General features: G+C 66.0%; 14 protein-coding genes. 7 read left to right on the top strand and 7 right to left on the bottom strand.

Going from position 1 to position 22,290, the window contains the following annotated elements; genetic code table 11:
- Positions 1-17: 17 nt before the first annotated feature.
- From ACPRTJ_RS07970 to putP, 7 genes are all read right to left on the bottom strand, one after another.
- Positions 18-974, bottom strand: a complete 957-nt coding sequence (locus tag ACPRTJ_RS07970) for a glycosyltransferase (protein ID WP_058541615.1) — start codon at positions 972-974, stop codon at positions 18-20.
- Positions 975-1,023: 49 nt separating this feature from the next.
- Positions 1,024-2,433, bottom strand: coding sequence for a PIG-L deacetylase family protein (locus ACPRTJ_RS07975; RefSeq protein ID WP_078479859.1), 1,410 nt, complete (start codon positions 2,431-2,433; stop codon positions 1,024-1,026).
- Positions 2,430-3,326, bottom strand: coding sequence for an antimicrobial resistance protein Mig-14 (locus ACPRTJ_RS07980; protein ID WP_043863580.1), 897 nt, complete (start codon positions 3,324-3,326; stop codon positions 2,430-2,432). Before ACPRTJ_RS07980 ends, ACPRTJ_RS07975 begins: the two co-directional genes overlap by 4 nt.
- Entirely contained in the window at positions 3,326-4,456 is a 1,131-nt protein-coding gene (locus tag ACPRTJ_RS07985; RefSeq protein WP_054915750.1) for a glycosyltransferase, read from the bottom strand. Before ACPRTJ_RS07985 ends, ACPRTJ_RS07980 begins: the two co-directional genes overlap by 1 nt.
- Positions 4,440-6,197, bottom strand: coding sequence for a carbamoyltransferase family protein (locus ACPRTJ_RS07990; RefSeq protein WP_043863582.1), 1,758 nt, complete (start codon positions 6,195-6,197; stop codon positions 4,440-4,442). The genes ACPRTJ_RS07985 and ACPRTJ_RS07990 overlap by 17 nt, the downstream gene beginning before the upstream one ends.
- Before the next feature lie 211 nt (positions 6,198-6,408).
- Positions 6,409-7,245, bottom strand: a complete 837-nt coding sequence (locus tag ACPRTJ_RS07995; RefSeq protein WP_043863583.1) for a 23S rRNA (adenine(2030)-N(6))-methyltransferase RlmJ — start codon at positions 7,243-7,245, stop codon at positions 6,409-6,411.
- Positions 7,246-7,373: 128 nt separating this feature from the next.
- Positions 7,374-8,858 (bottom strand): sodium/proline symporter PutP, encoded by a 1,485-nt coding sequence (putP, locus tag ACPRTJ_RS08000; RefSeq protein WP_210013885.1) that lies wholly within the window; start codon positions 8,856-8,858, stop codon positions 7,374-7,376.
- 351 nt (positions 8,859-9,209) lie between these two features.
- On the opposite strand from putP, the gene putA reads away from it, so the two are divergent.
- The 7 genes from putA to ACPRTJ_RS08035 all read left to right on the top strand — a co-directional run bounded on the left by putA (position 9,210) and on the right by ACPRTJ_RS08035 (position 22,259).
- Complete coding sequence (gene putA / locus ACPRTJ_RS08005; RefSeq protein WP_054915752.1) at positions 9,210-13,163, top strand: trifunctional transcriptional regulator/proline dehydrogenase/L-glutamate gamma-semialdehyde dehydrogenase; 3,954 nt, start codon at positions 9,210-9,212, stop codon at positions 13,161-13,163.
- A gap of 204 nt (positions 13,164-13,367) precedes the next feature.
- A complete protein-coding gene (locus ACPRTJ_RS08010; protein WP_104573004.1) occupies positions 13,368-15,170 on the top strand; it encodes an acyl-CoA dehydrogenase in 1,803 nt (600 codons plus the stop codon).
- A gap of 31 nt (positions 15,171-15,201) precedes the next feature.
- On the top strand, positions 15,202-16,644 hold the full coding sequence (locus ACPRTJ_RS08015) for a TldD/PmbA family protein (protein ID WP_196933008.1): 1,443 nt from the start codon (positions 15,202-15,204) through the stop codon (positions 16,642-16,644).
- Positions 16,644-17,975, top strand: a complete 1,332-nt coding sequence (locus ACPRTJ_RS08020) for a TldD/PmbA family protein (protein ID WP_426428542.1) — start codon at positions 16,644-16,646, stop codon at positions 17,973-17,975. Before ACPRTJ_RS08015 ends, ACPRTJ_RS08020 begins: the two co-directional genes overlap by 1 nt.
- Positions 17,976-18,085: 110 nt before the next feature.
- Complete coding sequence (gene mdtD, locus ACPRTJ_RS08025) at positions 18,086-19,513, top strand: multidrug transporter subunit MdtD (protein ID WP_043863589.1); 1,428 nt, start codon at positions 18,086-18,088, stop codon at positions 19,511-19,513.
- Between the two features lie 105 nt (positions 19,514-19,618).
- Positions 19,619-20,956 (top strand): ATP-dependent RNA helicase DbpA, encoded by a 1,338-nt coding sequence (gene dbpA / locus ACPRTJ_RS08030; RefSeq protein ID WP_229589801.1) that lies wholly within the window; start codon positions 19,619-19,621, stop codon positions 20,954-20,956.
- Between the two features lie 121 nt (positions 20,957-21,077).
- The gene (locus ACPRTJ_RS08035; RefSeq protein WP_054915756.1) at positions 21,078-22,259 is read left to right on the top strand and encodes an NAD(P)/FAD-dependent oxidoreductase; all 1,182 of its coding nucleotides are present in this window, start codon (positions 21,078-21,080) and stop codon (positions 22,257-22,259) included.
- Positions 22,260-22,290 lie beyond the last annotated feature (31 nt).

Consider the following 22,290-nt stretch of genomic DNA (forward strand, 5'->3'; position numbering starts at 1 on the left):
CTGCACGCCCAGTGGAGTCAGACCCCCAGTTTCAGACGCAGACGCTGCCAAGCGCTCAGTGGTGGGTGAGGACGGAGTACCGGCTGCAACTGCTCGACAATACTGCGCCCGACCTGGGCGAAACTGAAACGTGAAACCGCCAGATCACGGCCGTTGGTGGCGATACGCTGCACCAGGGCCTCGTCGGCACGCAGGACCTTCAACTTGGCCTGCAACTGGGCAATGCTGCCATACAGTACGACGTTGTGCATGTCCTGCAAACCCAGCGCACGATTCTCCGCCTCGCCCTGGTCGAACGCCAGCAGCACGCAACCGCAGGCCATGGCCTCGAAGTTCTTGATCATGTACTCACCCATGCCGACGTCGGCGCTGACGAAGAAACGAATGCGGTTGAGCGTGTCGCAATACTCGGCACCCGAATTGGTACGGGTCACCACCAGGTTCTCGACTTGCCCCAGCTCGTCGAGCAACGCCTTGCGGCCGCTGTAGGCCACACTGTTGGTGCTGCCGACGAAGGCAAGTTCCATGTCCCGCTCGCGCCCCTGGTCGGCCAGCAACTGCTGGTCGTAGCCCTTGGGCACGAACACCGCGTCGAAGCCTTCCTGGCGCAGACGCTCGCTGACCATGTAACCCGAGCTGATCACCCGGGCCCAGGGCAGCTTGCGGTAATGCGCGCTGAACTTGCCGGTGTACTTGCACGGAATGTAGTTCTGGTAGGCATCGTGCTCCAGAATGACCAGATTGGGCACGGTACGGATGAAACCGACCTGACGGATCTCCTGCTTGAAGCGCAGGAAGAAGATGATGCGGTCGTACCGGGTGACGTCCACCTCGCGGCGAAAATACCCGCGCAGGTCGCGCTGTTCGGCACTGCTCAACCAGCGCAGGTCGCATTCGCAATGGGCCGCAACCCCTTCGTACAGCCGGTCAAGAATGGCCCGCTGTTCCTTCTGCACCAGAAATAGAACTTTCATTGTCTTCCTTGCGGCGCTCGGGCCACAGCTATGCATTCATGCACCGGGTTCAGAGGTCCCGGCGCCAGAACAATTCGTGTCGACGTACCGCCTTGCGGAAGAACTCGTTCTCACCGTAAGGCGAAGGCTGACGCCCGGCCAGCCAACGTTGCAGCAGGCGACGCAGGCGACGCTTGAAGGGTGCACGCGGCTGCAGGTCATGCATCATGCCCAGGGCCATGGCCTTGTCGCGCTGGGTGTCCAGCGTCAGGCTCAGGCTGTAGGGCGCCCAGGCCTGGCCAGGCTCGACCTGCGGCGGCAAGGCAATGCCGGAACCGCTGTCACCCATCGGCCAGCGATCGTTGTCATGCAGGTGGTTGGCGTAGTACAGCACGCTCTCGGGCTGCCATTGCAGGCCGTGCAACGCTTCGAGCACGGCGGCCTGGGCACACAGGTGGTCCGGATGCGGGTCCAGGGTCGGGTGCGGCATCACCAGCACCTGTGGGCGCGCCTGCATGATCAGTGCACGCAGGTCGGCCAGCAGGTTGTTCCAGGTGGGCGCGCCGTCCTGGTCGCCCGGCAGCGACAGGGCGTTGAGCTGGCGGAACAGCCGCGTATCGCTCAGGTCGGCTTCGCGTGAGGCGACGGGCTGATCCGGTGCGGCCTGCATGGCGGGCAACTGCAGGCAGAAATAGCCCAGTTGCACGCACTGCGCTTCTGGCACACCGGCCCAGCGCGGTACGGCGATACTGTCCCACGCGCGCAAGCGGCCCTTCAGGCGTGCGGCCTGCGCAGGCTCCAGGCCCATCTGCTGGTAATGCTCGGCCTCGATCTCGCCGGCCGTAAGCGTCACGACCCACGCCTCTTCGGCCTGGCTGTACAGCCCGTAGGCGGCCAGTTCCGCATCGTCGGCGTGGGGCGCAATCACCATCACCCGGCGCTGGCGCAGGTCGCTGGCGCGCACCACGATCAGCGACGCAGCCTCGACCACCCGGCAGCAACGCCCGCGGATGCGCAGAGTGCCGGCCAGCAGCGCCGGCGCCTGCCCGGTCAGATTGAGGTAGCGCAGTCCGTCGACCCCGCGCTCCAAGCCCTGCAGGTCCGCCTCCCCCTCGCCCGACACCTCGACGCCAGGGTCGCGAAAACGCCCCAGCAGCGAGCTTTTGACACGCACCTGCAGCACCAGCGTCTCATCGCCCGACAGGCTCAATGATGCCGGCGCACGCAGCACCAGGCCATCCAGCGACACCGGCACGCGCTCGCAGGGTTCAGGGAACTCGTACAGATAATCATCACCTGGCGAATAGAACAGGTGATCGGCAAACCATGCCTCGTGAGCCACCCACAACAGCGGCAACAGCATCAGCGCCAGCCACCATTTCACCAGCACGCCCAGGGCGATCAGCACCACCAGAGCGACCAGCAGGCCCACGCGCTTGTTGCGCCGATGGCGCCTGAGCAACTGCTGCTTGCGGCTCACACCTGAAACACCGGCACGGGGTTGCACCATCGGTCCTTGTACTCGCGATCGGCGCGGCCGAAGGAGAACCGCAGCGGCTTGTTCAGCGCACGCGCGGCTTCCCAGGCGCTCTGGGTGTTGAGAAAGCTCAGCACGCTGCCCGGGCTGAACGCACGCGTCTCGGGGTCGACGCCGCCGTTGACGTACTCGACGCTGACCCACTCGGGAGCCTCGACGCGGTACACCAGCTGGATCGCGATCGGCTTGTCTTCCAGAAACAGCACCGAGCCGATCAGCAACGCGCGCAGGCGTTCGACCATCTCGGCCATGCGCTCGGCACCGGTGGCCGCAAAGCCCCAGCGGCGCTGGAACAGGTCGCAATACATCGACGCGATCTCGGCACTGGTGAACTCGGTGATGGCCCGCACCTGCCCGCCCGCCTCTTCCAGCAAACGCAGTTCACGGCGCTGGTTGTAGCGAAACTTCTTCGATAGTTCTTCGGGCTGGCGTGCCATGGCCAGGGCTTCGGGCTGCGCCTTGAGGCCGCTGAAACGGCCCTGGTTGAGCTCGGACAGGTAGCGCCCGGCATGGCGCAGCGGCGCCTGTGCATCGGCAGCGGCCGGCAGAATCAGCTCGGCATTGCCCAGGTCGAACAGGCCCTTCTTGCCCCGGCGCTTGAGCACGTCCTTGGACAGTGCCAGGTAGCGGTCCCAGGTGGGTATGGCCGCCTTCAGTTCGTCACCCTGGTACCAGCCCAGGTAACGCACCGGAATATCGGCCATCTCGGCCAGTTGCGCGAGCACCAGCGGGTGGGTCGCCACACTGCCGCCAAAGCGCTGCCAGGCGTCGGCGTAGGCCGGCGCATCGATCACGCGCCAGCCGCGCTCACGCCAGCCTTGTACATAATTGAGCATCAGGCCTGCCCCGTCAGTTCGACAACCTGGGGAAGGTGCCAGAAAGTCTCGCGCACGGCCGTGTCGGAGAAGCGTTCGCGCAGGCGCTCGAGCATGCGCTCGGCACAGGCCTGGCGTTGCGCCTGGTCCAGCTCGGCCAGGTGTTGCAGGCCTTGCGCCAGACGCTCGGCATCCCCGAGCGGGAACAGGATGCCGACACCTTCGACCACTTCCTTGGCGCCACCGCAGGCGGTGGCCAGCAACGGCACGCCGGCCACCATCGCTTCGAGCAGCACCATGCCGAAAGGCTCGTGGTCCGAGCTCAGGGCAAACACGTCGAAGGCACTGAAATAGCGCCGTGCATCCGGTACCTGGCCGAGAAAGTCCACCTGTGCGGCAATCCCCAGCGCCTCGGCCTGCGCCTTGAGCGCGTGCTCCAGGCGGCCGGTGCCCAGCACCGCCAGGCGGGCGCCTGCCGGCAGTGCCGGCAGCGCCTGGGCAAACCCGCGCAGCAAGGTGGCCTGGTCCTTGTCCGGGTGCAGCCGGCCGACGTTGCCGACGATCCATGCCTTCGCATCCAGGCCCAGGGCCTGGCGCGCCTGCGCGGCGGGCACCAGGCTGGCCTGCAGGGCGTCGATGTCGATGCGGTTGTACAGCGTCTGGATACGCTCGGCCGGCCACTTGGGCAGGCACTGGCGCATGTCGTCGCGCACCGCGTCCGACACCCCGAGCAGGCTCAGGCGTTTGCTGAACAGGTTGGCGAACAGCTGGCGGGTACGCCGCTGGTAGTCGCCAAAGGCGTGGTGCACGCCGATCACCGGCAGGCGGGTGGCCAGCAGGGCGATGTAGATAGGCTTGAAGCGATGGGCGATGCAGAAGCTGAATCGGCGCGACGCGGCAATGCGGCGCAGTTCGCGAATCGCGCCCAGCTTCAAGCCACGAATGGCCTTGGAGCTGAACTCGAGAAACAGCACTTCATCGCTCGCACAGCCCGCCGCCACCTGCGGATCGGCGGCGCCGGTGAGAAACACCGTGGTGACGCGGTAGCCCTTGCCCGCGAACAGGCTGGCGTACTGACGGGCGCAATCGAGAAACGGCCCGTCATAGCCGTGGCAAAACTGCAGGACGTGCCGTTCAGCCAACGCTGTCATAAGCTTTCGCGCCGTCCTTGACCACCAGGATGTCTTCCATGATCAGGTACTGCAGGTCCGAGCCGAAGAACATGTTCAGGGCATCGGTCGGCGAGCAGATCATCGGTTCGCCACGACGGTTGAGCGAGGTATTGAGCGACACGCCGTTGCCGGTCAGCGTCTCCAGCGCCTTCATCATGTCGTAGTAGCGCGGGTTGTACTCGCGCTTGAGCACCTGGGCCCGCGAGGTGCCATCTTCGTGGACCACTTCCGGCACGCGGGTCTTCCACTCTTCAGCCACTTCGAAGGTGAAGGTCATGAACGGGGCCGGGTGATCGATCTTGATCATCTGCGGCGCCACGGTGTCGAGCATCGAAGGGCAGAAAGGCCTCCAGCGCTCGCGGAACTTGATCTGGTGGTTGATGCGGTCGGCCACGCCCGGCACGCTCGGGCAGCCGATGATCGAACGTCCGCCCAAGGCCCGCGGGCCGAACTCCATGCGGCCCTGGAACCAGGCCACCGGGTTGCCGTCGACCATGATCCGGGCGATCTGCTCGGGCATGTTGTCCAGCTTGCGCCAGGTCGGCTTGTGTTCGTGACGGGCGCAGGCGGCGATCACGTCCTCGTTGCTGTACGCCGGGCCGAGGTAGACGTGTTCCATCTTCTCGACCGGTACGCCACGGGCGTGGGACACATAGGCGGCAGCACCGACTGCGGTGCCGGCGTCGCCCGAGGCGGGCTGCACGAACAGCTCCTTCACGTCGGGACGGGCGATGATCTTCTGGTTCAGCTTGACGTTCAGCGCGCAGCCGCCGGCAAAGGCCAGCTTGCCGGTTTCCTTGAGCACGTCACCCAGGTAGTAGTCGATCATCTGCAGCGCGAGCTTCTCGAACAGCGCCTGCATGCTGGCCGCATAGTGGATGTACGGCTCGTCGGCGATGTCGCCTTCGCGCTTGGGGCCCAGCCACTCGATCAGCTTGGGCGAGAAGTAGAAACCCTTGCCCTTCTCTTTATAGCGGCGCAGGCCGATGACGTTGGCGTAGTCGGTGTTGATCTCCAGCTCGCCGTTTTCGAAGCTGGCCAGGCGCGAGAAGTCATACTTGCTGGCGTCGCCGTACGGCGCCATGCCCATGACCTTGAACTCGCCGTCGAGCATTTCGAAGCCCAGGAACTCGGTGATCGCGCCATACAGGCCGCCGAGGGAGTCCGGGTCGAAGAATTCCTTGATCTTGTGGATCTTGCCGTTTTCGCCGTAGCCGAAGAACGTGGTGGCGTACTCACCCTTGCCGTCGATGCCCAGGATCGCGGTCTTTTCCTTGAAACCCGAGCAGTGGTAGGCGCTGGAGGCGTGGGCCAGGTGGTGCTCGACCGGTTCGATCTTGATCTTTTTCGGATCGAAGCCCAGTTGCTCCAGGCACCAGACGATCTTGTTGCGGTAGCGCTTGTAGCGACGGTTGCCCATCAGCAGCGCGTCGAGGGCGCGATCCGGGGCGTACCAGTAACGCTTGGCGTAGTGCCAGCGGGCCTTGCCGAACAGGCTGATGGGGGCGAACGGAATCGCTACCACATCGACATCGGACGGCTTGATGCCGGCCTGTTCGAGGCAGAACTTCGCCGATTCGTAGGGCATGCGGTTCTTTGCATGTTTGTCGCGCACGAAGCGCTCTTCTTCAGCGGCGGCAATCAGCTTGCCGTCGATGTACAGGGCCGCGGAAGGATCATGGCTAAGGGCGCCGGACAGGCCAAGAATCGTCAATGCCAAGGGTCTAGCCTCTTCAAATCTGTAGATGTGCGCCCCGGCCTCATGGGCGGGTGGCAGCGAAAGGGCGGGATTATAGCGTAAAGCGTGGTACGGAGTGCAGGGCGCACTGCTGGCGTGGAACCCATCGCGGGTCAAGCCCGCTCCCACAAGGACATCATTGCCTCTGTGGGAGCGGGCTTGACCCGCGATAGGCCAACACATTCACAACACCCTACTCGGCAATCAGCCAGTCCATGCGCCAGCTGCCCTGGGTCTGCCCCAGCACCTGGGCCAGCCACGGCAGCAGTGCGCGCAGCTCTTCTTCCAGGCCCCATGGCGGGTTGGCGATCGCCAGGCCAGAGCCGTTCAAGCCCTGCGGGCTGTCCTGCGGGTGCACGTACAGCTCCACCCGCAGCAGCTTCGGCGCACCGGTGCTGGTCAGGTCCTGATAGAAACGCACCAGCTGGCGCTGGTCCTTGATCGGGTACCAGATGGCCGCGACCGTCTGGCGCATGCGGCCAATCGTCTCCTTCATCGCCACCGTGCAGCGCTTGAGCTCGTCGGCCTGCTCGAAGGGCGGGTCGATCAGCATCACCGCGCGCTTCTCCTGCACCGGCAGCAAGGCCCTCGGCACGTGCCAGCCCTCGCCCAGGTGCACCGCCACGCGTGGGTCCTTCTTCATGTTTTCCTTGAGCAGGCGCCCGTCTTCGGGGTGCTTCTCGTTGAGCAGCACGCGGTCCTGCTGGCGCGCCAGGCGCCGTGCCAGCTCGGGCGACCCCGGGTAGTAGCGCAGCTCGCCGTCGGGGTTCATCTTGCGCAGGATGCGCAGGTAATCGGCCGTCACCTCGGGCAGGTCGTCGCGCCCCCAGAGCCGGCCGATGCCTTCCAGCCACTCGCCGGTGCGGGTCGCCTGGTCGCCCTGCAGGTCATACAGGCCAAGGCCGGCGTGGGTGTCGAGGTAGGCGAACGGCTGCTCCTTGCGCGACATCAGCGCAATCAGCCGGGTCAATACGAGGTGTTTGAACACGTCGGCGTGGTTGCCGGCGTGAAAGGCGTGACGATAGTTCATGGCAACTCCTGCAAGGCCCGGAAGTTTACCCTGTCAGGCCCGCGCCGTCAGGTGACAGCCACCAGAATGACAACGGCCCGACCTCCAGAAGAGGCCGGGCCGTTGCCGGGCAGCATGATGCAGCCGTGTTACTTGTCGGCGTGGAACGCCGCTTCAGCGGTTTCGAAACGCTTGACCATCGCAGCCGACGGGCTGCCCGCCTTGCTCACGAAGTAGATCGCCAGCGATGCGAACAGGAAGCCCGGGATGATTTCGTACAGGCCCATGGTGTCGAACTGCTTCCACAGGATCACGGTCACCGCGCCCACCACGATACCGGCCAGTGCGCCGTCGCGGGTCATGCCCTTCCACAGTACCGAAATCAGCACCACCGGGCCGAAGGCGGCACCGAAGCCGGCCCAGGCGTAGGCCACCAGGCCCAGCACGCGGTTGTCCGGGTTGGCGGCCAGCGCGATGGCGATCAGCGCAACCGCCAGCACCATCAGGCGACCGACCCATACCAGCTCGACCTGCGAGGCGTTCTTGCGCAGGAAGGTCTTGTAGAAGTCTTCGGTCAGGGCGCTGGAGCACACCAGCAGCTGGCAGCTCAGGGTACTCATCACTGCTGCCAGGATGGCCGACAGCAGCACACCGGCAATCCACGGGTTGAACAGGATCTTGGCCAGTTCGATGAACACGCGCTCGTGGTTCTCGGTGACCGGGCCGGCCACTTCAGGGTGCGCCGAGAAGTAGGCGATGCCGAAGAAGCCCACGGCCACGGTACCGGCCAGGCACAGGATCATCCAGGTCATGGAGATGCGACGGGCATTGGCGATCGATTTCACCGAGTCTGCCGCCATGAAGCGCGCCAGGATGTGCGGCTGGCCGAAGTAGCCCAGGCCCCAGCCCATCAGCGAGATGATGCCGATGAAGGTGGCGCCCTTGAACATGTCGAAGTTGCCCGCGCCCTGGGCTTCGATGGCCAGGAAGGTGGTGTCGAAGCCGCCGGTGGCGATCAGCACGATCACCGGGGTCAGGATCAGCGCGAAGATCATCAGCGTGGCCTGCACGGTGTCGGTCCAGCTCACCGCCAGGAAGCCACCGACGAAGGTGTAGGCGATGGTGGCTGCAGCACCGGCCCACAGCGCCGTCTCATACGACATGCCGAAGGTGCTTTCGAACAGGCGGGCACCGGCCACGATGCCGGAGGCGCAATAGATGGTGAAGAACACCAGGATCACGATTGCCGAAATGATGCGCAGCAGGCCGCTATGGTCTTCGAAACGGCTGGCGAAATAGTCCGGCAGGGTCAGTGCGTCGCCGTTGTGCTCGGTCTGCACGCGCAGGCGGCCGGCCACGAACAGCCAGTTCAGGTAGGCACCGACGGTCAGGCCGATGGCGATCCAGGCTTCGGAAAGGCCCGACATGTAGATGGCGCCCGGCAAGCCCATCAGCAACCAGCCGCTCATGTCCGAGGCACCGGCCGAGAGTGCGGTCACCACGCTGCCGAGGCTGCGGCCACCGAGGATGTAGTCGGAAAGGTTGTTGGTGGAGCGATAGGCCATGAAGCCGATCAGCACCATTGCCGCGATATAGATCACGAACGTGATCGTGATTGGATTGCTAAAACTCATTGTTGCGCCCTGGCGTTTGTTTTTATGTAGTGACAGCCGCTAACGGTTGCACCCAGGCGGCGAATCCTATGCAACAACGCAAACAAGGTGCAACCAGTTTCTTCAGTCAAGTTGCACCTGGTCGGATATTTCGCATAACAACGTGTTTTTGCTCCATTTGGGAGCAAAAACCGCCGTTTACATAAGCAAATGCACCTTGAACAGCCATTTATGCTGTGGGGTTTTAGCCACCGGACGAGTTGCACTCCTCAACGCGATTATTTGGGTTGCACTAGGTTGCACCCACAAAGGCGCCCGGCTAATCTTGGCGCCAGCTTAGCCACGGCCCAGTGGCAATAATGAGGATAAGAAATGGCGACGACCACCCTTGGGGTCAAACTCGACGACCCTACCCGCGAGCGACTGAAAACGGCTGCGCAGTCCATCGACCGCACCCCGCACTGGTTGATCAAGCAGGCGATCTTCAACTACCTGGAGAAGCTCGAGGGTGGCGCCACCCTGACCGAACTCAGCGGTCAGCCCGGCAATCAGGGCGACGACGCCGGCGATGTGCAGGCCGACCACTCGCACCAGTGCTTCCTCGAGTTCGCCGAAAGCATCCTGCCGCAGTCGGTGCTGCGCGCCTCGATCACCGCCGCCTACCGTCGTCCGGAACCGGAAGTGGTGCCGATGCTGCTGGAGCAGGCACGCCTGCCCGCGCCCATGGCCGAGGCCACCCACAAGCTGGCCGCCGGCATTGCCGAAAAGCTGCGCAACCAGAAGAGCGCCAGCGGCCGCGCCGGCATCGTCCAGGGCCTGCTGCAGGAGTTCTCGCTGTCGTCCCAGGAAGGCGTGGCGCTGATGTGCCTGGCCGAGGCCCTGCTGCGCATTCCCGACAAGGGCACCCGCGATGCGTTGATCCGCGACAAGATCAGCACCGGCAACTGGCAGCCGCACCTGGGCAACAGCCCGTCGCTGTTCGTCAACGCCGCCACCTGGGGCCTGCTGCTGACCGGCAAACTGGTGTCCACGCACAACGAATCCGGCCTCACCTCCTCGCTCAGCCGCATCATCGGCAAGAGCGGCGAGCCGATGATCCGCAAGGGCGTCGACATGGCCATGCGCCTGATGGGCGAGCAGTTCGTCACCGGCGAGACCATTGCCGAAGCCCTGGCCAATGCCAGCAAGTTCGAAGCCAAGGGTTTCCGCTACTCCTACGACATGCTTGGTGAAGCCGCGCTCACCGAGCACGACGCGCAGAAATACCTGGCCTCCTACGAGCAGGCCATCCACGCCATCGGCAAGGCCTCCCATGGCCGCGGCATCTATGAAGGCCCGGGCATCTCGATCAAGCTCTCGGCCCTGCACCCGCGCTACAGCCGCGCCCAGTACGAGCGCGTGATGGACGAGCTGTACCCGCGCCTGCTGTCGCTGACCCTGCTGGCCAAGCAGTACGACATCGGCCTGAACATCGACGCCGAAGAGGCCGACCGCCTGGAGCTGTCGCTGGACCTGCTCGAGCGCCTGTGCTTCGAGCCGCAGTTGAGCGGCTGGAACGGCATCGGCTTCGTGATCCAGGCCTACCAGAAGCGCTGCCCTTACGTGATCGACTACGTCATCGACCTGGCACGCCGCAGCCGTCACCGCCTGATGATCCGCCTGGTAAAGGGCGCTTACTGGGACAGCGAGATCAAGCGCGCCCAGGTCGAAGGCCTGGAAGGCTACCCGGTGTACACCCGCAAGGTGTACACCGACGTCTCCTACATCGCCTGCGCCCGCAAGCTGCTGTCGGTGCCCGAAGCCATCTACCCGCAGTTCGCCACCCACAACGCCCACACCCTGTCGGCCATCTACCATATCGCCGGGCAGAACTACTACCCGGGCCAGTACGAGTTCCAGTGCCTGCACGGCATGGGCGAGCCGCTGTACGAACAGGTGGTGGGCAAGGTGGCCGACGGCAAGCTGAACCGTCCGTGCCGCGTGTACGCCCCGGTCGGCACCCACGAAACGCTGCTGGCCTACCTGGTGCGTCGCCTGCTGGAAAACGGCGCCAACACCTCGTTCGTCAACCGCATCGCCGACCAGTCGATCTCGATCCAGGAACTGGTGGCCGACCCGGTCGCGACCATCGAGCGCATGGCCACCCAGGAAGGCGGCTTCGGCCTGCCGCACCCGCGCATCCCGTTGCCGCGTGACCTGTACGGTGCCGAGCGCGCCAACTCCAGCGGCATCGACATGGCCAACGAACACCGCCTGGCCTCGCTGTCGTGCGCCCTGCTGGCCACCGCGCACAACGACTGGAAAGCCGAGCCGATGCTCGGTTGCGCGTCCAGCGACGAAGCTGCCGCACCGGTGCTGAACCCGTCCGACCACCGTGACGTGGTCGGCCACGTGCAGGAAGCCACCGTCGAGGACGCCGACAACGCCATCCAGTGCGCACTCAACGCCGCACCGATCTGGCAGGCCACCCCGCCGGCCGAGCGTGCCGCGATCCTGGAACGTGCCGCCGACCTGATGGAAGGCGAGATCCAGCCGCTGATGGGCCTGCTGGCCCGCGAAGCCGGCAAGACCTACGCCAACGCCATCGCCGAGGTGCGCGAAGCGGTCGACTTCCTGCGCTACTACGCGGTGCAGGCACGCAACGACTTCAGCAACGACGCCCACCGCCCGCTGGGCCCGGTGGTGTGCATCAGCCCGTGGAACTTCCCGCTGGCGATCTTCAGTGGCCAGGTGGCTGCAGCGCTAGCTGCCGGCAACCCGGTACTGGCCAAGCCTGCCGAGCAGACCCCGCTGGTGGCCGCCCAGGCCGTGCGCCTGCTGCTCGAGGCCGGCATCCCGCAAGGCGTGGTGCAACTGCTGCCGGGCCGTGGCGAGACCGTCGGTGCGCGCCTGGTAGGCGATGACCGGGTCAAGGGCGTGATGTTCACCGGTTCCACCGAAGTGGCGCGCCTGCTGCAACGCAACATTGCCGGCCGCCTGGACAGCCAGGGCCGTCCGATCCCGCTGATCGCCGAAACCGGTGGCCAGAACGCGATGATCGTCGACTCCTCGGCGCTGACCGAGCAGGTGGTCATCGACGTGGTCTCCTCGGCCTTCGACAGCGCCGGCCAGCGTTGCTCGGCCCTGCGCGTGCTGTGCCTGCAGGAAGACTCGGCCGACCGCGTGATCGAGATGCTCAAGGGCGCCATGGCCGAAAGCCGCCTGGGCAACCCGGAGCGCCTGAGCGTGGACATCGGCCCGGTGATCGACGCCGAGGCCAAGGCTGGCATCGAAAAACACATCCAGGGCATGCGCGACAAGGGTCGCAACGTGTATCAGGTGGCCATTGCCGACGGTGAAGAGATCAAGCGCGGCACCTTCGTGATGCCGACCCTGATCGAGCTGGAAAGCTTCGATGAACTGCAGCGTGAGATCTTCGGCCCCGTACTGCACGTGGTGCGCTACAACCGCAAGCACCTCGACCAGCTGATCGAGCAGATCAATGCATCCGGCTACGGCCTGACCCTGGGCGTGCACACCCGCATCGACGAGACCATCGCCAAGGTGATCGACAACGTCCATGCCGGCAACGTCTACGTCAACCGCAACATCGTCGGCGCCGTGGTCGGCGTGCAGCCGTTCGGTGGTGAAGGCCTGTCGGGTACCGGCCCCAAGGCGGGTGGCCCGCTGTACCTGTACCGTTTGCTGTCCACGCGCCCGGCCGATGCCATCGAGCAGTCGTTCCAGCGCAGCGACGCCGGCACTGCCCCGGACGTGCGTCTGCGCGAGCAGTTGCTCAAGCCGCTGCAATCGCTCAAGGCGTGGGCCGGCAGCAACCAGCAGGCCGAGCTGGCGCAGCTGTGCGAGCAGTTCGCGCAGCAGTCGCAGAGCGGCGTCACCCGCCTGCTCAACGGCCCGACCGGCGAGCGCAACAGCTACACCATCCTGCCGCGCGAGCACGTGCTGTGCCTGGCCGAGTCGGAGGCTGATCTGCTGACTCAACTGGCAGCGGTACTGGCGGTGGGCAGCTCGGCAGTGTTCGTCGACGGCGAGCCGGGCAAGGCCTTGCGTGGGCGCTTGCCGAAGGATGTGCAGGCGCGCATCAAGCTGGTGAGCGACTGGGCCAAGGACGAGGTGGTGTTCGACGCGGTGCTGCATCACGGCCATTCGGACCAGCTGCGCGCAGTATGCGAGCAGGTGGCCAAGCGTGCCGGTGCGATCGTGGGTGTGCAAGGCTTGTCGTCGGGTGAAACCGCGATTGCGCTGGAGCGCCTGGTGATCGAGCGTGCGTTGAGCGTGAACACCGCCGCAGCGGGCGGCAATGCCAGCCTGATGACCATCGGCTAACCACCGAGGCGTTGCCAATCGCGGGTCAAGCCCGCCCCCACAGGATCGATGCAGATTCTTGTGGGGGACGGCCTGGCCCGCGATTTTTTTTGCGGACACACACCTGACAACGGTTCTGACCCCTCATCACCCCCACCTATTAACCTGTCCACCTCCCGTCCGCATGCCTAGACTCGGCCCCATCCCCACCAAGGTATGGCCGCCATGTCCGACACCCTGCTCAGCGCCCGCAACCTGGCCTTCGAACTCTACGAAGTGCTTGACGCCGAGGCCCTCACCCAACGCCCACGCTTCGCCGAGCACAGCCGCGAAACCTTCGACGCCGCGCTGCACACCGCTCGCACCCTGGCCGAAAAGTACTTCGCCCCGCACAACCGCAAGGGCGACGAGCACGAGCCACGCTTCGAGAACGGCCAGGCCATCCTGATCCCCGAGGTCAAACCTGCCGTCGACGCCTTCCTCGACGCCGGATTTCTCAACGCCAATCGCGACTTCGAGGCCGGCGGCATGCAGTTGCCCACCCTGCTCTCGCAAGCCTGCTTCGCCCACTTTCAGGCCGCCAACGCCGGCACCACCGCCTACCCGTTCCTGACCATGGGCGCCGCCAACCTGATCGAGAACTTCGGCACCGACGAGCAAAAGCGCCTGTTCCTGCAACCGATGATCGAGGGCCGCTTCTTCGGCACCATGGCCCTCACCGAACCCCACGCCGGCAGCTCGCTGGCCGATATCCGCACCCGCGCCGAACCCGCCGCCGACGGCAGCTTCCGCCTCAAGGGCAACAAGATCTTCATCTCCGGGGGCGATCACACGCTGTCCGAGAACATCGTGCACCTGGTGCTGGCCAAACTCCCCGACGCACCACCCGGGGTAAAGGGCATTTCGCTGTTCATCGTGCCCAAGTTCCTGGTCAACCCGGACGCCAGCCTGGGCCAGCGCAACGATGTGGTGCTGGCCGGCCTGTTCCACAAGATGGGCTGGCGCGGCACCACCTCCACCGCACTCAACTTCGGCGACAACGGCCAGTGCGTCGGCTACCTGATCGGCCAGCCGCACCAGGGCCTGGCCTGCATGTTCCAGATGATGAACGAGGCGCGCATCGGCGTGGGCATGGGCGCGGTGATGCTCGGCTACGCCGGCTACCTGTACTCGCTGGACTACGCCCGCCAGCGCCCGCAAGGCCGCCTGCCCGACAACAAGAACCCCGCCACCGCCGCCGTGCCGATCATCCAGCACAGCGATGTGAAACGCATGCTGCTGACCCAGAAGGCCTACGTCGAAGGCGCTTTCGACCTGGGCCTGTACGCCGCCCGGCTGTTCGACGACAGCCATACCGCCGCCACCGAAGACGAGCGCCAACAGGCCCAGCAACTGCTCGACCTGCTGACCCCGATCGTCAAATCGTGGCCGTCCGAGTTCTGCCTCAAGGCCAATGAGCTGGCGATCCAGATCCTCGGTGGCCACGGCTACACCCGCGATTACCCGGTAGAGCAGTACTACCGCGACAACCGCCTGAACCCGATCCACGAAGGCACCCACGGCATCCAGTCACTCGACCTGCTAGGGCGCAAGCTGGCCCAGCACGGTGGCGCCGGCCTCAAGCAGCTGGTACGCCTGATCGCCGGCACTTGCGCCCAGGCCCAGGCCTACACCCGGCTGGACCCGTTGCGCGAACCGCTGGAACAACTGCTCAGCCGCCTGCAGCACGTGACCCTGGGCCTGCTTGGCGAGTTGTCCACAGGCCAGGTCAACAGCGCCCTGGCCAACTCGGCGTTGTACCTCAAGGCCTTCGGTCACTGCGTGATCGGCTGGCGCTGGCTGGAGCAGGCGATTCGCGCCGAACAGGGCCTGGCCCGCGGCAACCCGGCCGATACCGGGTTCTATCGGGGCAAGTTGCAGGCCGCACGGTTTTTCCTCACCTGGGAAGTACCGGCCTGCCATAATGACCTCGCATTGCTCGAGGCCCGCGACGACACCTGCCCGGGCATGCACGAGGAGTGGTTCTGAGGGGGAACCACCGTCACCCGGAGGTTCGCGCATGTTCGATTTCACCGCGCCGCTGCGCCAGCGTTTCGCTGGCCTGAACAGCGGCGCCGAGTTTTTCTCCCTGCGCTATGTGCAGGAAGCCCACCAGCACCTGTCGGTGCGCAAGAACATCGCCGAACCACCCAGCCTGACCCGCGACCAGGGCGCGATGCTCACCGTGCGCGTCAACGGCGTGGAGGCCTACGCGGCCACCGCCGACCTGTCCCAGGCCGGCCTGCAACGCGCCCTTGACCAGGCCGAGGCGCTGGCCCGCCAGATCGCGCGCCACGCCCTGCTCGACCTGCGCGAGCAACCGGTGTCCAGCGCCCGCGCCGACTACTGCTCGCCCAACCTCAACAGCACCTTCCCGGCCCTGGCCGACTGCTATGAACTGCTGGCCCGCGAATCGGCCAGTGTGCCGGGCGATTCGCGCCTGGTGAACTGGCAGGCCAGCCTGGGCCTGAGCACGGTCGAGCAGATCTACCTCAACAGTGCCGGCGCCGAACTGCGCCAGGCGCAACGCTTCGTGTTCCCCGGCATGAGCGTCACCGCCTTCGACGGCAGCGACAGCCAGAGCCGCAGCCTGGGCCGCGAGAACTTCGGCCAGCAGGGCGGCGTGGATGTGATCGAGCGCTGCGGCCTGCTCGGTGCCGGGGCCCAGGTGGCCGACCAGGCCCTGCAACTGCTGCTGGCGCCCAACACCCCGAGCGGGGTACGCGACCTGCTGCTGATGCCCGACCAGATGATGCTGCAGATCCACGAGTCCATCGGCCACCCGCTGGAGATGGACCGCATCCTGGGCGACGAGCGCAACTACGCCGGCACCAGCTTCATCAAGGCCCAGGACTTCGGCCACCTGCAGTACGGCTCGGCACTGCTCAACGTGACCTTCGACCCGGCCATCCCCGAAGAGCTGGCCAGCTACGCGCACGATGACGACGGCACCCCGGCCCACAAGCAGTTCCTGATTCGCGAGGGTGTACTGGTGCGCCCGCTGGGCGGTGCGCTGTCACAGTTCCGCTCGGGCCTGGACGGCGTGGCCAACAGCCGCGCCTGCGGCTGGAACCGCGCACCGATCGACCGCATGGCCAACCTCAACATCGAGCCGGGCGACAAGTCCCTGGCGCAACTGATCGGCGGCATCGAGCACGGCATCCTGATGCGCACCAACCGCTCGTGGTCCATCGACGATGCGCGCAACAAGTTCCAGTTCGGCTGCGAATGGGGCCAGTTGATCGAGCACGGCGAACTCAAGGGCGTGGTCAAGAACCCCAACTACCGCGGTATTTCCGCCGGTTTCTGGCGCAACCTCAGCGCCGTGGGCGACGCCAGTACCTTCCAGGTGCTCGGCACGCCCAACTGCGGCAAGGGCGAACCCAACCAGGTGGTGCGCGTGGGCCATGCCTCGCCGGCCTGCGTGTTCAGCCAGATCGACGTATTCGGAGGAGACGCCTGATGGCCGCCAGCCCTTTGCACAACTTCCAGGACCTGGTCGCATGGCTGCGCGACAACGTGCGCGCCCCCGAACAGTTCACCCTGAGCTACAGCGCCGAGCAGTCGCAATTCATCCGATTCAACCATGCCAGGGTGCGCCAGGCCGGCGACGTGCAACAGGCCGGCGCGAGCCTGAAGCTGATTGCCGACGGTCGCCAGGCCGACCTGCACCTGACCCTCAGCGGCGAGCAGGCGCTGGACCGCGAGCGCCTGCACCAGGCACTGGCCGAGCTGCGCCAGATCCTGCCACTGATCCCTGCCGACCCGTACCTGTTGCTCAACGATAGTGCCTGGCACAGCCATCAGGTACAGGACGGCCCGCTGCCGGATACCGCACGGGTGCTCGAGCAGATCGAACACGGCGCCGGCGCGCTGGACCTGGTGGGCATCTATGCCGCCGGGCCGATCAGTCGCGGCTTTGCCAGTTCGTTCGGCGCCTCTGGCTGGCATCAGGCCAACAGCTTCAATTTCGACTTCAGCCTGTTCCACGCCAACGGCCAGGCGGTGAAGGCCAACTACGCCGGGCAGGTGTGGGACAATGCCGCGTTCGCCCGGCGCCTGGCCCAGGCCCGCGAGCAGCTGGAGTACCTGGGTCGTCCACTCAAGACCCTCGCCCCCGGCCAGTACCGCGCCTACCTGGCACCGGCAGCGATGGACGAGATCATGGGCATGCTGTGCTGGGGCGGTTTTTCGGCGCAGGCCATCGCCAGCAAGGACAGCCCGCTGCAACGCCTGTATGCCGGCGATGCGGCATTGAGCCCGCTGGTGAACATCACCGAACAGGTCAGCGGCTCGCTGAGCCCGGCGTTCTCCGGCGAAGGCTACCCACGCAGCGACGTGCAGCTGGTGGACGCAGGGCAGGCGCGCGAACAGCTGACCAACGCGCGCAGCGCCGCCGAGTTCGAGCAGGTCGCCAATGGCGCCGAGGCCCACGAGTGGCCGAGCGCCTTGAGCCTGGCCGCCGGCGAGCTGGCGCTGGATGAGGTGCTCGCCAGGCTGGGTACGGGGCTGTACATCAGCAACCTGTGGTACCTGAACTACTCCGACCTGCCGGCGGCGCGCATGACCGGGCTGACGCGCTTTGCGACATTCTGGGTCGAGGACGGTCAGATCCAAGCGCCGGTCAGCACCATGCGCTTCGACGACAGCGTATACAGCCTGCTCGGCTCGCAGCTGGAGGCGCTCACGACCGAGCGCGAGCTGATCCTGTCGACCAGCACCTACGGACAGCGCCAGACCAGTTCGAGCCATTTGCCGGGGGCGCTGGTCAAACGCCTGACGCTGACATTGTGATGCCGCCATCGCGGGTCAAGCCCGCTCCCACAGGGATCACCGCCGCCCCTGTGGGAGCTGCGGTTCGACGCTTCGACTTGCCCGCGAAGGGGCCCTCAAGGACATAGAGCATGCCCAACCGCACCCCGCTGGACCCCGTCACCGCCCGCTGGATTCCCTGGGTGGTGGCCATCGCCTTCTTCATGCAGTCGCTGGACGGCACCATCCTCAACACCGCGCTGCCGGCCATGGCCCGCGACCTGGCGGAAAACCCGCTGCGCATGCAGTCGGTGATCATCGCCTACATGCTCACCGTGGCCCTGCTGATCCCGGCCTCGGGCTGGATCGCCGACCGCTTCGGCACCAAGCGCATCTTCTTCAGCGCGATCCTGCTGTTCAGCATCGGCTCGCTGCTGTGTGCACTGTCCAACAGCCTCGGCATGCTGGTCGGCGCCCGCGTGATCCAGGGCCTGGGCGGCGCGCTGATGCTGCCGGTGGGGCGCCTGGTGGTGCTGCGCGCCTACCCGCGCACCGAACTGGTGCGCATCATGAGCTTCATCACCATCCCCGGCCTGCTCGGCCCGCTGCTGGGCCCGACCATGGGCGGCTGGCTGGTGGAGTACCTGAGCTGGCACTGGATCTTCCTGCTCAACCTGCCGGTCGGCGCGCTGGGCTGCTACGCGGTGTGGAAGTTCATCCCCGACCTGCGCGGCTCCGAGCGCACACGCTTCGACGGCGTGGGCTTTGTGCTGTTCGGCGCCGCGATGGTGCTGATCACCATCGCCATGGAGGGCCTGGGCGAGCTGCACCTGCCGCACCTGCGCGTGATGCTGCTGCTGTTCGCCGGCATGGCGTGCCTGGCCGCCTACTGGCTGCGCGCCGGCAGCATCGACAACCCGCTGTTCTCGCCCCGGCTGTTTCGCACCCGTACCTTCTCGGTGGGCATCCTCGGCAACCTGTTCGCCCGCCTGGGCAGCGGCGCACTGCCGTTTCTGGTGCCGTTGCTGCTGCAGGTGGCGCTGGGCTATTCGCCGTCCCAGGCCGGCATGAGCATGATCCCGCTGGCCGCCTCGGCGATGGTCGCCAAGTCCATCGCCCGGCCGCTGATCGAGCGCCTGGGCTACCGCACCATCCTCACCGGCAACACCCTGCTGCTGGGCGTGTTGCTGTGCAGCCTGGGGCTGGTCAACGAACACACCCCGTATGCCCTGCTGCTGGTGCAACTGGGGCTGCTGGGGGCGGTGAACTCGCTGCAGTTCACGGCGATGAACACCGTGACCCTGATCGACCTGGACGACGCCAGCGCCAGCAGCGGCAACAGCCTGCTGTCGGTGGTGGCGCAGCTCTCGCTGAGCCTGGGTGTGGCCTGCGCCGGCGCACTGCTGGGCGGCTTTACCGGCGCCGGCAGCGGCGATGGGGTGGAGACCACGCTGGGCGCGTTCCAGCTGACCTTCCTGACCATCGGCCTGATGTCGATGCTGGCGGCGGCGATCTTCATGCAGCTGTCCAGGGCGGACGGAAGGCGTGCCCGTCGTCCGGAACCGGAGATCGAGGCTTAGGGCTAATGGCCACGAGGCTGGTACACTGCGCGACATTTTGTTTTGCAGGCCCGCCTCGTGACCACCATTGCCACCGAATTCGCCACCTTGCCGCTGTCCGCCGCCATGCTGGCCAACCTGGACGCCCTCGGCTACGCCCAGATGACCCCGATCCAGGCCCAGAGCCTGCCGGTGATCCTCAAGGGCATGGACCTGATCGCCCAGGCCAAGACCGGCAGCGGCAAGACCGCCGCGTTCGGCATCGGCCTGCTCAACCCGATCAACCCGCGCTACTTCGGCTGCCAGGCCCTGGTGCTGTGCCCCACCCGCGAGCTGGCCGACCAGGTGGCCAAGGAGCTGCGCCGTCTGGCCCGCTCCGAAGACAACATCAAGATCCTGACCCTGTGCGGCGGCGTGTCCCTGGGCCCGCAGATCGCCTCGCTGGAACACGGCGCGCACATCATCGTGGGCACCCCGGGCCGCGTGCAGCAGCACCTGCGCAAGGGCACCCTGGTGCTCGACGGGCTCAACACCCTGGTGCTCGACGAAGCCGACCGCATGCTCGACATGGGCTTCTACGACGCCATCGCCGACATCCTCGGGCAAACCCCGGAGCGTCGCCAGACCCTGCTGTTCTCGGCCACCTACCCGGCCGGCATCAAGCAGCTGTCGGCCGCATTCATGCGCAACCCGCAGCAGGTCAAGGCCGAGTCGCTGCATGCCGACACGCAGATCGAGCAGCGCTTCTACGAGATCTCGCCCGAGCAGCGCATGGACGCGGTGACTACCCTGCTGGCGCACTTTCGTCCGCAGTCGTGCGTGGCGTTCTGCTTCACCAAGCAGCAGTGCCAGGAAGTGGTCGATCACCTCAAGGCCAAGGGCATCGCCGCCGAGTCGCTGCATGGCGACCTGGAGCAGCGCGACCGTGACCAGGTGCTGACCCTGTTCGCCAACCGCAGCACCTCGGTGCTGGTGGCCACCGACGTGGCCGCGCGCGGGCTGGATATCGACGCGCTGGACATGGTCATCAACGTGGAGCTGGCGCGGGACTCGGAAATTCACGTGCACCGCGTGGGCCGCACCGGGCGTGCCGGCGAGAAGGGCCTGGCGGCGAGCCTGGTGGCCCCGTCCGAAGCGCACCGCGCCCAGGCCATCGAGCAGCTGCAGAAGGCGCCCCTGCGCTGGGAGCAGATCGACAGCCTCAAACCCCAGGCCGGCGGCCCGCTGGTGCCGACCATGAGCACGCTGTGCATCGGTGCCGGGCGCAAGGACAAGCTGCGGCCGGGCGACATCCTGGGTGCGCTGACCGGTGATGCCGGCATCCCGGGCACCCAGGTGGGCAAGATCGCGATCTTCGATTTCCAGGCCTTCGTGGCGGTGGAACGCGGCGTGGCCAAGCAGGCGCTGCAGCGGCTCAACAGCGGCAAGATCAAGGGGCGCTCGCTGCGGGTTCGCATCGTCTGAGTCGTTTATCGCCTATCAGGGCCTCATCGCGGGTCAAGCCCGCTCCCACAAGGACTTGCATACCTCCTGTGGGAGCGGGCTTGACCCGCGATAGCTTCAACACCTATTTGAGGATTTTGCAGTGCGTTCCACCGAAGTGATCATCATCGGCGCTGGCGCCGCCGGCCTGATGTGCGCCATCCACGCCGCCAACCGCGGCCGCCAGGTGCTGCTGCTGGACCATGCCAACAAGCCCGGCAAGAAGATCCTGATGTCCGGTGGCGGGCGCTGCAACTTCACCAACCTGTACACCGAGCCGGCCAACTTCCTCTCGCACAACCCGCACTTCTGCAAGTCGGCCCTGGCCCGCTACACCCAGTGGGACTTCATCGAGATGGTCGGCAAGCACGCCGTGCCCTATCACGAGAAAAAACTCGGCCAGCTGTTCTGCGACAACAAGTCCAGCGACATCCTCGACATGCTGCTCAGCGAGCTCCAGAGCGCCGGCGCCGAGCTGCGCATGGACACGCGCATCGAGCAGATCGAAAAGCTCGAGCCTGGCTACCTGCTCGAAACCAGCATGGGCACGCTGCAATGCCAGTCGCTGGTGATCGCCACCGGCGGCCTGTCGATCCCGACCCTGGGCGCCACCGGTTTCGGCTACCAGGTGGCCCGCCAGTTCGGCCACACCCTGCTGCCGACCCGCGCCGGGCTGGTGCCCTTCACCATCACCGAGCCGCAGCTCAAGGCCATGTGCACCGAACTGTCGGGCACCTCGGTGGACTGCGTGGCCAGCTGCAATGGCACCAGCTTTCGCGAGAACCTGCTGTTCACCCACCGTGGCCTCAGCGGCCCGGCGATCCTGCAGGTGTCGTCGTTCTGGCACAGCGGCGACAGCGTCGAGATCAACCTGCTGCCCGAGCATGACGCCCTCGCCTGGCTGCAACAGCAACAGGCCGAACGCCCCAACAGCGAACTCAAGACCCTGCTTGGCGAGGTCTTCACCAAGAAGATGGCCAACCTGCTGGCCGAGCACTGGTTCGTGTCCCGGCCGATGAAGCAGTACACCCCGGCCGAACTGGCCGAGGTCGCCGACAAACTGGCGGCCTGGCAGGTAGTGCCGGCCGGCACCGAGGGCTATCGCACCGCCGAAGTCACCCTGGGCGGGGTCGACACCCGCGAAGTGTCGTCCAAGACCCTGGAGTCGCTGAAAAGCCCCGGCCTGTATTTCGTGGGCGAAGTGCTGGACGTCAGCGGGCACCTGGGCGGGTTCAATTTCCAGTGGGCCTGGGCATCGGCCTACGCGGCCGCGCAGTTCGTCTAACCTTCGCGTTAGAATCGCGCATCACGGAACA

It is taken from the genome of Pseudomonas palmensis (genome assembly GCF_049942755.1).
Taxonomy (GTDB): domain Bacteria; phylum Pseudomonadota; class Gammaproteobacteria; order Pseudomonadales; family Pseudomonadaceae; genus Aquipseudomonas; species Aquipseudomonas palmensis.

What these genes read in the sequence shown, in the direction of transcription:
- ACPRTJ_RS08010 (WP_104573004.1), top strand. Translation starts at nt 13,368, where the DNA reads ATGTCCGACACCCTGCTCAGCGCCCGCAACCTGGCCTTCGAACTCTAC.
- ACPRTJ_RS07980 (WP_043863580.1), bottom strand. Translation starts at nt 3,326, where the DNA reads ATGCTCAATTATGTACAAGGCTGGCGTGAGCGCGGCTGGCGCGTGATC.
- dbpA (WP_229589801.1), top strand. Translation starts at nt 19,619, where the DNA reads ATGCTGGCCAACCTGGACGCCCTCGGCTACGCCCAGATGACCCCGATC.
- ACPRTJ_RS07995 (WP_043863583.1), bottom strand. Translation starts at nt 7,245, where the DNA reads ATGAACTATCGTCACGCCTTTCACGCCGGCAACCACGCCGACGTGTTC.
- ACPRTJ_RS08015 (WP_196933008.1), top strand. Translation starts at nt 15,202, where the DNA reads ATGTTCGATTTCACCGCGCCGCTGCGCCAGCGTTTCGCTGGCCTGAAC.
- mdtD (WP_043863589.1), top strand. Translation starts at nt 18,086, where the DNA reads ATGCCCAACCGCACCCCGCTGGACCCCGTCACCGCCCGCTGGATTCCC.
- ACPRTJ_RS07985 (WP_054915750.1), bottom strand. Translation starts at nt 4,456, where the DNA reads ATGACAGCGTTGGCTGAACGGCACGTCCTGCAGTTTTGCCACGGCTAT.
- putP (WP_210013885.1), bottom strand. Translation starts at nt 8,858, where the DNA reads ATGAGTTTTAGCAATCCAATCACGATCACGTTCGTGATCTATATCGCG.
- putA (WP_054915752.1), top strand. Translation starts at nt 9,210, where the DNA reads ATGGCGACGACCACCCTTGGGGTCAAACTCGACGACCCTACCCGCGAG.
- ACPRTJ_RS08020 (WP_426428542.1), top strand. Translation starts at nt 16,644, where the DNA reads ATGGCCGCCAGCCCTTTGCACAACTTCCAGGACCTGGTCGCATGGCTG.
- ACPRTJ_RS07970 (WP_058541615.1), bottom strand. Translation starts at nt 974, where the DNA reads ATGAAAGTTCTATTTCTGGTGCAGAAGGAACAGCGGGCCATTCTTGAC.